The organism is Methylopila turkensis (genome assembly GCF_027922325.1).
GTDB classification, from domain to species: Bacteria; Pseudomonadota; Alphaproteobacteria; order Rhizobiales; family Methylopilaceae; genus Methylopila; species Methylopila turkensis.
The window spans coordinates 953616-966027 of record NZ_BSFL01000001.1 but is presented as its reverse complement, the minus strand read 5'-3'; the positions used below and the strand labels follow the sequence as shown (position 1 = coordinate 966027).

Below are 12412 nucleotides of genomic sequence, written 5' to 3'. Positions count from 1 at the left end.
CACGGCGCCGACCAGAGGAGGACTGGACGTGAACGCTTCGAAGAAGATCGTGGTGATGGGCGGCACAGGGCTGATCGGCTCCAGAACCGTGGCGCTGCTGCGCGCCGCTGGCCACGAGGTGATGGCCGCCTCGCCGAGCACGGGCGTCGACGCCTTCACGGGCGAAGGGCTGGCGGACGCGTTGCGCGGCGCCGACGCGGTCGTCGACGTGACCAATCTGCCGTCTTCCGATCCGGCGGCCGTCATGTCGTTCTTCAGAACCTCGACCGAGAACCTGATGGCCGCCGAGGCCGCCGCAGGAGTCCGCGTCCATATCTTGCTGTCCATCGTCGGCGCTGACCGCCTGCGCGGCAATTTCCACCTCGACGCCAAGGTCGTTCAGGAGGAACTGGTCCGGCAGTCTGGACAGCCACATACGATCGTTCGCGCCACCCAATTCTTCGAGTTTCTTGGCGCGCTGGCCGACGGCAGCACGGTCGACGGCGCCGTTCGCCTGGCTAAGTGCCAGTTCCAGCCGATCGCCGCGGACGAGGTGGCCGCCGCGCTTGCAGGCGCTGCAACGGCCGACGCCATTAACGGCGTGATCGAAATCGCCGGTCCTGAACGGGCTGGCTTCGCCGAAATCGTCGGGCGCTACCTGCGCGCCGTCGGCGATCCTCGCGCGGTCGAGGCCGATGCAGACGTCGGTTATTTCGGCGGCCGCGTCTCGGATCTCTCGCTCGTGCCGCTCGGCGAGGCCCGGCTCGGCCGGACCGATCTCGACGGCTGGCTGCAGTCCCGGAAATCTGCCGCCTGATCTCTTTCCGACTTCGAACTCCCGCTCACACTCAGACGCTCACAAGGAGCCTTTCGATGACACGCCTTCTCGCCGCCGCCGCGGCCATTTCGCTTCTCGTTACCGCCGCCACCGCCGACGAGGCGATCACCGCAAAGATCACGCCGACCTTCGCCGCGGCGATTCCCAACATCTCCGGCAAATCGCTCAAGGCGGTGACGGTCGAATACGGCCCGGGCGGCTCGTCGGGCAGCCATACGCATGCGAAGTCAGCCTTCATCTGGGCCTACGTCCTCGACGGCGCGTTCCGCAGCAAGGTCGACGACGGCCCGGAGCGGATCTACCGCAAGGGCGAGTTCTGGATCGAGCAACCCGGCGCACATCACGGCGTGAGCGCAAACGCGAGCGCCACAGAGCCTGCGAAACTGCTCGCCGTGTTCGTGGTCGACACCGACGATACAAACCTCACCGTTCCCGACAAACGCTGACGCGTCACTGCGACGTCGGTGATCCGAAAAGGTCAGTCAACAGGAGCGGGCCATCGGTCCGCTCCTGGCGCGTAGCCTGAAAGTTCGGTTGTGGCGCTCACCGAACGGCTGCGGGTGTATATCCAGTCGAGGGGCCGCCTTCGAGGAGGAGGCAATGCGCCAGCCCGACTTGTTCCGTTTACCGCAGAAGCCATGGAACGCCGGTCGGCTCATCGGACCGAAAGCGCCGCTGAAGCCGAAGCACATCGATCGGGAGTGCCTTGGTAGACAGCGACGAGTGGGTTGGGAGCGACAGAGCTTGGCCACGACGCAGACGTCCGCTTCCGGGTACAATTCGAATTCTGGCTTTGGCGCTGTCGCCGCTGCGCGTCATTCGCCGGGATGCGCGCCCCCGAGCCCGAAACGTGAGCGATACTCTCGCGGCCCCAGACCAGTAATTTTGATAAGAACCGGCAGGCGAAGAACTACGACGCCTACAAAAGCATCTCCCGCGAGCACATGCCGGAGTTTCACGTCGCGATCGTCGAGAGCGGCGCGCCGATGGGCGGGATCGTCGAGCCCGGCCCTCCCGGCGTCCCGCCCGCGGTCGCCAACGCGCTCGCGGCGCTCACCGGACAGCGCATCCGCAACCTGCCGCTCGCGAAAACGAAGCTGTCGGGCGCGTGAAAGGAGCAGGCTCCCTGACGCGCCTGGTCCGGCGAGGCGGTTAGGCTCCGTGGGCTTTCCTGATCATCCGCGCCGCCCGCTCCCCGATGATCGCGCAGGGCGCTTGCGTGTTGCCGGTCGTGACGCGCGGCATGATCGAGGCGTCGGCGATGCGAAGCCCCCGCACGCCATAGACCTCAAGGTCGCCGTTCACCACGGACAACGCGTCCTGGCCCATCTTGGCGGTGCAGCTCTGGTGCCAGTAGGTGACGGCGGAGTCGCGGATGTATTGTCTAAAAGCCTCGCCTCTCAGCGGACCCGGCAGCGCTTCCGCCTTAACGAAGGGCCTGAAAGCTGAAGCGTTCCCGAGTTCCCGGCAGAGCTCGATACAGCGAATGGCCGTGTCCATGTCGGCAGGCTGTGACAAGGCGCCGGCATCGATCGCGATCGGGGTCGACGGGTCGGCTCCGGTGAGGCGCACCCTGCCACGGCTCTCGGGCTGCGCGAGGCCCGCGAACATCGTCCAGCCTTGAGCCGGAACGCCGCGCGTGGCGGTGCGGTCGCTCGGGACTGGGAACTCGACCTGGCAGAACAGCAGGTCGGGCGAGTCGAGCTCGGGCCGGCTTTTCCAGTAAAGCGTCGCCTCGCTTCCGCTGTTCCGCGGCGCGACCGGCTCCCGAAGCTCCCAGATGCAGCCGAACGACAGATGATCCTGCAGGTTCCGGCCGACGCCCGGCAGATGTTGCGTCACAGGGATGGCGAAACGGCCAAGCTCCGCCGCGTCGCCGACGCCGGAATGCATCAGCACCTTCGGCGTGTGCATCGCTCCGAGTGAAAGGATCACCTCAAGGCGGCTCCTGACCGACAAGACCACGCCATCTCGCTCGATCTCGACGCCGGTCGCCCGACCGCCCTCGATCAGCACCCGGCGGACGACGGTGTGCGTCAGGACCGTGAGATTTGGCTGATCCATCTTGGGATGGACATAAGCGCGGAAGAGCGAATGGCGGCGGCCGTCGCGAAGCAGAATGTCGGAGATCGATGCCCCTCCGGCCCCCTCCATCATAGCCCCGTTGGGATGGTCGAAGGTCGGGATGCCGAGCTCTTTGGCCGCGTCCAGCATGGCGGTCGCGACCGGGCTCGGATCCGGCGCAGGCTGCACCCAAACCGGGCCGGACGTCCCGCGATATTCGGGGTCCGGCGATCCCCGCCAGTTCTCGATCTCGCGATAGGTCTCCAGAACCTGCTCGTAGCCCCAGGCCGGGTCCCCGGCCTGGGCGGCGAAATGGTCCCAGTCGCTTCGGTGGCCCCGCGCCCAGACCATGACGTTGATGCTGGAGCCGCCGCCAAGCCCTTTTCCCATCGACATGGAAAGGGAGCGGCCGTCGAGGTGCGGATTGGGCTGCGCCTGAAACCCCCAATCACGCTCGCTTCCGAGATTGGTCGGCCAGAGCGATGGATCAAGAACAGCTTCGGCCTCGTCGTCGCCGCCCGCCTCGATCAGCAGGACCTGCACCTCAGGGTTTTCGGCCAGCCGCCCGGCCACCACCGAGCCGGACGAGCCCGCGCCGCAGACGATGAAGTCATACGCTGGCAGAGGTTCTTCGGCCCGCGCGGCCGAGGGCTTCCCAACCGGGCCCGTCCCGTCTGAAGAGATCATTTGGAGAGAGCCTTGGCCGCCGTCTCGATGACGTCGGCGACCGCCGCCGGCTGCGACATGAACAAGGCGTGGCTGGCCTTGATCTCCTTCACGGTGCTGCCGGCCCGTTTCGCCATCGAGCGCATCAGGTCGGGATGGATCGCGCGATCTTCGGTCGCGATCAGCGCCCAGCTTTTCTTCGCCTTCCAAGCCGGCTGAGTGATCTTTGCTTCGAAGCTCGCCTTCGAAGGCAGCACCTGGGAGGCCGCCATGAACTCGGCTTCGGCCTTGGGCACGTCCGCGGCGAAGTCGGCGGCATAGACCTCCGGGTCGAGGTAGAGATAGTCGTCCGCCGTGGCCTTGATGCCCGTCGTCGCGGGCGGCGTCTTGCCGGCGAGATCAAGCAGGTTCTCGCCCTCGTCCGGCTGGAACGCGGCGATATAGACCAGCCCGGCGACGTTCTCGGCCGAGCCGGCCTGGGTCACCACCATGCCGCCATAGCTGTGGCCCACGAGCACGGATGGGCCGTCCTGGAGGTCGAGGATGCGCTTCGAGGCGGCCACGTCGTCCTTGAGCGACGTCATCGGCGGCTGCACCACCGTCACCTTGAAGCCCTTCGCCTTCAACAGGTCGTGGACCCTGCGCCAGCCGGAACCGTCGGCCAGCGCCCCATGGACGATCACCACGTTCTGGATCGGCTGAGAATAGGCAGGCGCGATCGCCGCCATCGCGAGGAGCGCGCCTCCGGCGAGCGAGAGCGCAAGTTGGGTCGTTCCCATGGCGGGGCCTTTTCTGCTTGTGGTTGAGATCAGGGGGTGGAGAACGCGCGGCGGTCAGCGAGCCTTGCTTGGATCGTCGGCGGGATTGACGTAGTTGAGACCAAAGGGGCCGGTGCCGTTGACCTGGATCACCGCAGGCTGATCCCTGGTCCAGAGCGAATGCGGCATTAGGGCCGGCAGGTAGAGGAAGCCGCCTTGGCCGAACGGCTCGCCGCGGCTCTCGACCATTTTCTCTCCCATGTCGTGGACAAGGGCGCCGTCAAGCAGCGTGACGGTCTCGTCGGTCGCGTGGGTGTGCGGGGCGATCACGGTCGAGGGCGGAATTCTGAGCCTCAGCGCGAACGGGCCGGGCTTGTCCGGATCGCCCATGATGACGCTGATTTCGATCCCCTTCGGCAAAGCGGCAGGCGCAGGCTTCCACTGGACGGCGGCCGCGTCCTTCACGGTGATCATCTGCTTGTGGGCGGACGGGTCCGCGATCGCAGCGGTCGATAGACCGGCGGCCAGACCGAGAGCTGAAAGACGAACGGCTTGCTTCAAGCCCGGGAGCGCTGCTCTCGGGAGGTTTGCGAGATGGGCGGCGGCAGTGGTGCGGACGACGTTGATCAAGGCGCTAACCCCGGTTTGGAGAGGAGCGGACGATAAGGGAACAGGTGAGAAAGGTGCTTTCGAAAGTGACCTTCCCGCTTGCCCTGCGCGGGCTCCTTTGAAACAAAAAAGACGTTGATCGTTCAAAATGAGAGCAGAGTTGAAAGATCCTTCCAACACTACGCTTGACCGGATCGATCTGAAGATCCTTCGCGCGCTTCACGCCGACGGCCGGCTGACGAACGCCGATCTCGCCGCCCGCGTGGGCGCCAGCCCCGCCACCTGTCACCGACGGACGCAGCGGCTGTTCGAGAATGGCCACATCACCGGCTTCAGGGCGGACGTCGCGCCTGCTTCGGTGGCTCTGGGCGCCCTTGTGATGATTGGCGTGGTCCTCGACCGGTCTTCGCCCGACAGCCGCAACGCCTTCGAGGAGGCGGTGCTTAAGATAAAGGAGATCCTCGACTGCATTCTGGTGGCGGGCGAGTTCGACTACTTCCTCAAGATCCGCGCGCGTGACCTGGCCGACTTCAACAAGCTGCAGAGCCAGACGCTCATCGCCCTGCCGGGCGTCCAGAACACCCGGACCTTCTTCGTGATGAGAGAAGTCAGGGAGAACGCCCGATTGACCTTCTGATCGGCCGACCGCGCAGCCGTCAGACCGTCCGTATCGTCCCGCCGTCGATAACGAACTCGGCGCCGTGGATCGCGGCCGCACGGTCCGAGGCGAGGTAGGCGATCAGGTCCGCGACCTCGTGGGGCTCGGCCGGGCGCCCGATCGGGATGCCGCCGAGGCTGTCGAGCACGAGCCGCCGCGCGTCCTCGACTGTGCCGCCATTCGCGGCCTGAAGACGCTCGAGGAAGCCCGCAACCGCTTCGGTCATGATCCAGCCGGGCGAGACGGTGTTGACGCGCACCCCCTTGGGTCCAATCTCCTTGGAGAGCGACTTGCTGTAAGTCCTCAACGCGGCCTTCGCGGCGGCGTAGGCCGTGGTCGACGCCGGAAGCGGCAGGACCGACTGGATCGAGGTGACGTGCACCACCGCCCCCGCGCCGCGCTCGATGATCTGCGGAACGAGCAGGCGATCGAGGCGGACGGCCGGCATCAGGTTCAGGTTAAGCTCGGCGAGCCAGTGATCGTCGGCGAGAGCGGCGAAACCGCCGCCCGGCGACGACGAGCCGCCGACGACATGGGCGAGGATGTCGACGCCGCCCATCTGCTCGAGCGCCGCTCTGGCGAAGGTCGCCGCGCCCTCGGCCGTCGTCAGATCCGCCTCGACGAACGCGACGCCGTCGATGGGCTGAAGGGTTCCGCGCGCGGCGGTTATCACCCTGGCGCCGCCCGCGACGAAACGATCGACGGTCGCGCGGCCCAGACCCTTCGTGCCGCCGCTGACGAGCACGCGCTTGCCGGCGAATTCGGCCGGATCGACCCGGACGGTCATAGCGTGATCTCCACGGCCTTGATGAGCTCGTTCGCGAGCGTGAACCGGTAAGTGAACCGGAGCGGGCTGCCCTTGAAGTCGCCATGGGCCGGGCCTTCGAGCACGACTTGGCCGTTCTCCTCGCGAACCGTGTCCGGCGTGAAGATCGCCCTGACAGGGATCACTTCCGTCTCGAGCAGCGTCCGCACTTCGGCGAAGCCCTCGTGACGGCGTCCGTTGTCCAGGACGACCGCGTCCGCGGCGAAGGCCTTCAGCATGCCGTCCGCGTCGAGGCGCGCATTGGCGTCGACATAGGCGGCGATGGGTTTGGGAGTTCTGGCGTCATGGCGGACCCCGGCTCTGGTGATGAGGATTCTCGGTGATCGCCTCCTGCGCTCGTTAAGCTTGCGAGGCGTCGATGTCAGCGATTTAGCACTGGACAACCGAAGCGATAATCGGGATAGAAAGGAATGAGGTATTGCGAAAATCGGGATAATGGCGGCGCACGCTCTCATCGAACTGGACGCCGTCGTGGCGATCGCGCGCCGTCAATCGTTTCGGGCGGCGGCGGCGGACTTGCAGATTTCAACGACGTCGCTCAGCAACATCGTCGCCAAGTTCGAGCGGCGGCTCGGCGTACGGCTGTTCAACAGGACCACACGCAGCGTGTCGCTGACCGACGCTGGGCGGAGCTTCGTGGAGCAGGTCAGTCCTGCTCTCGTCGACATTCACGACGCCATGGAGACCGTGAAGTCGCAGCAGGAAATCCCTTCAGGCACGCTCAGGATAAACGCCTTCCCGACAGCCGCGCGCGAGATTTTGGCGCCTGTCATTCTCGAATATCTGCGACGCTTTCCTCGCGTGCACATCGATCTCGTCACCGAGGGGCGGCTTGTGGACGTTGTGGCCGAAGGCTTTGATCTCGGCGTCAGAAGCGCAGATCTCGTGCCGAGCGACATGATCGCGGCGCCCCTTGGCCATCCGAGATCAAACGCCGTCGTCGCCTCTCCCGCCTACTTTGAAAAGCATGGCGAGCCCCGCGCGCCTCTCGATCTGCTCGACCATGCCTGCATTCGGGTCAGGCTCCCCGATGGCGCGATTTACCGATGGCATTTCGAGAAGGACGGCCATCCCGTCGTGGTCGACGTCGAGGGGCCGATCACCCTTGATGAAGCGAGCCTCGCTCGCGCCGCCGTGCTGAGTGGGATCGGGATCGGCTACTTCATGGAGTCAGACATTCGCGAAGACATCGAGGCGGGACGCTTGGTCCGCGTTCTCCATGACTGGATGAAGCCGGTCGCGCCATTGTGTCTCTACTATCCCGGACGAAAAAATCCATCCGCCGCCTTCAGGGCTTTCGTCGATCTAGCTCGAGGTCGCGTCACTCAAGTCAGGTCATGACAGCCGATGAATGCCTTGAGGGATTAACTAAATATTTTCAGTACGTCGGCTGAGGCGTCGAAAGAAGTTTGACATAGGCGATTGCACAATCGATTTCAGACTGAATTCAGCCTGCGTGCCAACGTCTGCTTTTGAGCACGTCGCCAACTTCAGCTTTTAGCGCGGAGCCGCCCGGCGAAGCCGTCCACGCATGACCCTTAACCGACGTCGAGAACGTCCGTTCTCGGGCAATCCAGTGCGAACCGCACCGCGGCCGGGAAGGCGAAATGAACGCCTGCGGGGGCCATCGCCCTCATCCCTTCGCGGCACGGTTCATGGCCGTGCCCGATCATCGCAGCGCTGATGCAACAAGATGGTAGCCCCATAGTGTGCAACTGAATTCGGGTTCAGACAGGCTTGGTAAGAGGCGCATAGGAATGTCGGTAGAGCATTGGCCCGCCGAAGCGAAACAGGGCGTTCCTGACAAATTGGGGAAGGCGGCGCGCCCTGTCGCGCGACGCATTCTGCCGGTGAACCCAATCGGCGCGCGGCTTCCGGCGGGCCTCGAACTGCGCAAGGGCGACCGTTAGGCTTGGACTTGCGGCCGGTTCGTCGGCAAGAACCAGGGCGTCCTCGAGGGCCAGGCCCGCCCCCTGGGCCATGCTGGGCGGGCCCGCATGCGCGGCATCGCCGACGAGCACCACGCGGCCGCGGTGCCACCGGTCCAGCCGCAGCCGCACGAGTTCGGCGAAGTGGACATTCGCCGACTGAGCCAGCGTCAGCACGGGCCGCAATGGGCCAGCTATGCCCTCGAAAAGCGGCTCCAGACGCGTTGCAGCCGTGTAGCGGGAAACCTCGTGTTTCGGTACCGCGAGATCCGCGTAAACGTAGAGCTCCGAGGGGGAAATCGGCTTGCACAGCAGGCTGCGATCGCGGCCTAGCAGCACCGTCCAGTCCGCGACGCCTGCGACGTTGTGAACGATGAAACGCCAGCAGATGTTGCCGACATATTCGGGCTGGCGACAGTCCTGAAAGGTCAGCCTGCGGACGCTGGATCCGACTCCGTCTGCACCGATGAGTAAATCGTAGTCTCTGATCTCGCCGTCGTCGAAACGAACGCGGCAACGGTCGCCTCGATCGTCGATCGCCGCGACCGATGTCGTGATCACGTCCGTATCGGTGCCGCCCCTCAGCAACTGCCACAGCGTCGATCGCCGGGCTGCTCTGCAGGGCCCGACACCGACCCAGAATTCAGCGGCGTCAATCTCGCTCAACAGCCGCCCGTTCTCGTCAAAGATCCGTTGTCGTTTAATCGGGTGGGAGTGTTCGAGTAGCTTGTCAAGCAGTCCCAGCTGCTCCAGCGCCCTTACGCTGTTTCCAGGAAGAAACAGTCCGGCGCCTCCTTCTCCCGCACCCGGATTTCGATCCACGATGGTCGGCTTGAATCCGCGCTGCGACAAGGCGCGGTGGGTGGCCAGCCCGGCAATGCCGGCGCCTACGATCAGGATCCGCATCTTCTTGGCTCCATGGGGCACCATCACCAGCTCACGCGACACTCGGTGCTGCCGCGGACAAAGACGTGGCCGCAGAACACCGGCGGCTGCTCGAGCCGCAGATGCGGAAGCCGCTCGGCCAGAACCGACAGAGCCTCCTGAAGCGCGGCGCGTCCGAGAGCCTCGGCCACGCATCGGTGCGCACCGTCGCCGAAGCCGAGTTGGGAGGGCTCGTGATCCCTGCGGAAAATGTCGAATGTGTCGGGACGATCGAAGATTCGCTCGTCGCGCAGGGCCGACATCACCGACAGCACGACGACTTGCCCCACCGGCAATGTGCGACCCTCTATTTCAATGTCTTCGGCCGACAACCGGACGAGGCCTGCGATGCCCGGCTCGAAGCGCATGGCTTCGGCCACAGCCGCGGGAACGCGTTCTGGGTTGTCGCGGACCGCCTGCCACTGCTGCGGGTTCGCCAGCAGGTTCGCCGTCTGCGCGACGATCGCTGTTCGCACGGATTCCGTGCCGCCGATGATGAGCTGGACGATCTGCGTCAGGGTTTCGACCCGCGCGTGCAGCGGCTCGCTCTCGGCGAGCCGAACATAGTGCTGCAGGAAGCCGCCCGTCTGATCGTCGCCTTCGCAATCGATCAATAGCCCGATCGAACTGCGAACCTGAGCCGCCGCCTTCTCCGCGGAGGAAACGGTGGCAGCTGTCGCATCGGGGCGGAAGAACGCGTTCATTGCGTCGATGTCGCGCAGGAACGGGGCGACCTCGCCATCGGGCACGCCTAGCAGCCCTGCCAGGCCGAGAGCCGGCAACGGAGCTGCGTATTGCTTGACGAGCTCCATTTTGCTGTCGGCAAGGCAGCGGTCAATCAAGAGGTGCGCGCTGCGCCTGACATGGCGTCCATACTCCTCGGCGACTTCGCCAGCGAGCGCCCTCGACATCGGTGAGCGGCGCGCTTGGTGAACCCCGCCATTGGCCGTCAGCATGCCGTGCGCGAAGATGTCGAAAAGTGCGCCTTGCGACAGGCCAGCCTGCGCCGGCAGGGCGACTTCGGTCGATTGCAATCTGGGATCGCGGGCGAGCCGACTGACATCCTCATAACCTAGAACGATGTAGCCCCCCGATTCGAGGGCAGCTAATGGGTGGGATGCCCGATAGCGACGCAGCGTACCGTGCGGATCCGTTTCGAGATCGGCGGACGCAATGACGGGGACGTCCTGGATGGTGTCGAGCATGGTGTTTTGTTCCTGGCGCTGATGGGTGTGCGACCGCCCGGCCGGTTTACCGGCGGTCTGATCTCATGAGAGAAGGCTGGTAACGGCGTTTCAGGTGACTGCCTCGACAGCCGCGTCAGTCGCCGAGCTTGAAACCTCAGCGTAGGACAGCCCGTGCTGCATCCGGATCATGTCCGCCGCGCGCTGACCGATGGCGACACACGGCGCCATGATGTTGCCGACCGTGGTGCACGGCATGATCGAGGCATCGGCGATCCGCAGCCCGTGATCCCGCAGACCTTGAGGCGGTGTTGACCACGGACATCGGTCACGCCCCATCTTGGCCTTGACCTTGAGGCGCTCAGGCCTTGTGGGCCGCCGGTGGCCGCAGCGAGAGGAACACGACCAGCGCCGTGATGAGTGTGACGGTGGCGAGGCACAGCGTGAGCGCGCTGAACGCGTGACCGTAACTTGCTAGCAGCGCAGGCGGCGAGACCTCGGGCGCGAGCGCCGAGGCGCCTCCGAAGTCCCCCGTCGCGAGCCGCTCCGCAATCAACGATGAGGCCTCAGGCTGGGCGATCAGCGGTAGGACCCGGGCCTGCGCTAGGCCGCTCAGCAGCGCCGTAGCGAGCGCCAGGGCGACGCCTTCACCGGCCACGCGGACGGTTCCGAAGATGCCTGCGGCCATGCCGGCGCGCTCCTTGGGCACAACACTGACCGCGAGCCCGTCCATCAGGCCCCACGGAAAGCTTATGCCAAGGCCGATGACGAGAAGGGGGGGGACGAGGTCGGCAGCGCCAGCACCGATCGGGACTTGGCCGAGCCAGAATACGCCGACGCAGGTCACAACAAGGCCGAGGCCGCAAAGCGTCGCCGGCGACAGCCAGCGGGTCAGCGAACCCGCCAGCAGCGGTAGCAGCAGCAAGGGCGCCGACATGGCGAGCATGGTCTGGCCAGCTTCCGGAGCGGACATGCCGTCGATCCCTACAAGCCGGATTGGAAGCAGGATCAGAAGCACGACGAAGCCGTACGCGGGGGCGGCCGCAAGAAGCTGGACACCCACGAACTGTCGGTACCGAAACAGATCGAGGTCCAGCATCGGACGAGAGACGCGACGTTCGATCACGACGAACGCGACTAGAAGGGCAGCCGCCGCTCCGAAGAAGGTGACGACCATCGGGTCGGACCATCCGCGGCCCGGACCCTCAAGGATCGCCGTCGTCAGGGTTGCGAGCGCGACTGTGAAGCTCACGCTTCCCGGCCAGTCGATCGTCGTGGCCTCCGGATCCCGCGACTCAGCCATGAAGACGATGCCGATGAGGAAGGCGGCGACGTCGAAGGCGACCACCAGTGCGAAGATGCTTCGCCAGCCGAACAGCTCGAACACATAACCGGAAGCGATCGGCGCGACCGAGAGGCCGACTCCGAAGCTCATTCCAACGAAACTGAACGCCCTCAGCTGTCCAGGGCCTTGGAACTCCTGCGCCAGAACGGCCATCCCGGCCGACATGGCGGCGGCGGCCATGACGCCCTGAGCTGCACGGATCAGGTTGAAGCTGGTCATGTCGGGGGCGAACGCGAGCATCAGCGACAGAAGGGCGAATGCGCCCGTCGCGATGGCGAACACCCGCTTGCGACCATATCGGTCCGCGATCGCCCCGGCCGCCAGAAGCAGGCTGCCGAAGGTCAACAGATAGGCGTTTGTCGCCCAGCTGATCGAGACCGGTGATCCGCCGAGCGCCGCGCCTATGGCCGGCAGGGCGATGGTCGGCCCCGTGAAGGCGAGCGGCATCGACGCGGAGGCGAGACAGACGGCCACAAGAACGGCCGCGGAACGCCGCTTCAGAGAGTGAATTTCCATGGTGGTTTCCAGACTGGTCAAGACACCGGAGCTTCGCCTCAGGTGGTCGGGCCGCCGCTGGACGTCAGTCTGGCCGGCGCTGCGGCGCCGCCGCGACTGCCGGGACGAGCTGGGCCC

General features: G+C 65.5%; 12 protein-coding genes and 1 pseudogene. 5 read left to right on the top strand and 8 right to left on the bottom strand.

What is annotated here, in order from left to right:
• Nucleotides 1-55: 55 nt before the first annotated feature.
• From PKE78_RS04555 to PKE78_RS04545, 3 genes and pseudogenes are all read left to right on the top strand, one after another.
• Nucleotides 56-796, top strand: coding sequence for an SDR family oxidoreductase (locus PKE78_RS04555; RefSeq protein ID WP_271200069.1), 741 nt, complete (start codon nt 56-58; stop codon nt 794-796).
• 56 nt (nt 797-852) lie between these two features.
• Nucleotides 853-1263, top strand: a complete 411-nt coding sequence (locus PKE78_RS04550) for a cupin domain-containing protein (protein WP_271199644.1) — start codon at nt 853-855, stop codon at nt 1261-1263.
• A 450-nt stretch (nt 1264-1713) separates the two neighbouring features.
• Nucleotides 1714-1929, top strand: a pseudogene (locus PKE78_RS04545) (hypothetical protein); the annotation flags it as partial.
• Between the two features lie 40 nt (nt 1930-1969).
• On the opposite strand, the gene PKE78_RS04540 reads toward PKE78_RS04545, so the two are convergent.
• The 3 genes from PKE78_RS04540 to PKE78_RS04530 are packed head-to-tail and all read right to left on the bottom strand — an operon-like array spanning nt 1970 to nt 4866.
• Complete coding sequence (locus tag PKE78_RS04540) at nt 1970-3568, bottom strand: GMC family oxidoreductase (protein WP_271200068.1); 1599 nt, start codon at nt 3566-3568, stop codon at nt 1970-1972.
• Nucleotides 3565-4326 carry an alpha/beta fold hydrolase gene (locus tag PKE78_RS04535; protein ID WP_428981222.1) on the bottom strand — a complete coding sequence of 254 codons (762 nt, stop codon included), beginning with the start codon at nt 4324-4326 and terminating at the stop codon, nt 3565-3567. Before PKE78_RS04535 ends, PKE78_RS04540 begins: the two co-directional genes overlap by 4 nt.
• Nucleotides 4327-4380: 54 nt before the next feature.
• Nucleotides 4381-4866 carry a cupin domain-containing protein gene (locus PKE78_RS04530; protein ID WP_271199642.1) on the bottom strand — a complete coding sequence of 162 codons (486 nt, stop codon included), beginning with the start codon at nt 4864-4866 and terminating at the stop codon, nt 4381-4383.
• A 208-nt stretch (nt 4867-5074) separates the two neighbouring features.
• Here PKE78_RS04530 and PKE78_RS04525 point away from each other — a divergent pair, with 208 nt between their 5' ends.
• Nucleotides 5075-5551 (top strand): Lrp/AsnC family transcriptional regulator, encoded by a 477-nt coding sequence (locus tag PKE78_RS04525; RefSeq protein WP_271199641.1) that lies wholly within the window; start codon nt 5075-5077, stop codon nt 5549-5551.
• A 19-nt stretch (nt 5552-5570) separates the two neighbouring features.
• Here the strand turns inward: PKE78_RS04525 and PKE78_RS04520 are convergent, their stop codons facing one another.
• Nucleotides 5571-6359: an SDR family oxidoreductase gene (locus PKE78_RS04520; RefSeq protein WP_271199640.1), complete on the bottom strand. Its 789-nt coding sequence runs from the start codon at nt 6357-6359 to the stop codon at nt 5571-5573.
• Entirely contained in the window at nt 6356-6616 is a 261-nt protein-coding gene (locus PKE78_RS04515) for a nuclear transport factor 2 family protein (protein ID WP_271199639.1), read from the bottom strand. The genes PKE78_RS04520 and PKE78_RS04515 overlap by 4 nt, the downstream gene beginning before the upstream one ends.
• Before the next feature lie 217 nt (nt 6617-6833).
• Between PKE78_RS04515 and PKE78_RS04510 the strand changes: the two genes are divergently transcribed.
• Nucleotides 6834-7739, top strand: coding sequence for a LysR family transcriptional regulator (locus PKE78_RS04510; protein WP_271199638.1), 906 nt, complete (start codon nt 6834-6836; stop codon nt 7737-7739).
• Nucleotides 7740-8125: 386 nt separating this feature from the next.
• Here the strand turns inward: PKE78_RS04510 and PKE78_RS04505 are convergent, their stop codons facing one another.
• The 3 genes from PKE78_RS04505 to PKE78_RS04490 all read right to left on the bottom strand — a co-directional run bounded on the left by PKE78_RS04505 (nt 8126) and on the right by PKE78_RS04490 (nt 12316).
• Nucleotides 8126-9232 (bottom strand): FAD-dependent oxidoreductase, encoded by a 1107-nt coding sequence (locus tag PKE78_RS04505; protein ID WP_271199637.1) that lies wholly within the window; start codon nt 9230-9232, stop codon nt 8126-8128.
• A 23-nt stretch (nt 9233-9255) separates the two neighbouring features.
• Nucleotides 9256-10455 carry a cytochrome P450 gene (locus PKE78_RS04500; protein WP_271199636.1) on the bottom strand — a complete coding sequence of 400 codons (1200 nt, stop codon included), beginning with the start codon at nt 10453-10455 and terminating at the stop codon, nt 9256-9258.
• 340 nt (nt 10456-10795) lie between these two features.
• A complete protein-coding gene (locus PKE78_RS04490) occupies nt 10796-12316 on the bottom strand; it encodes an MFS transporter (RefSeq protein ID WP_271199635.1) in 1521 nt (506 codons plus the stop codon).
• Nucleotides 12317-12412: the final 96 nt, after the last annotated feature.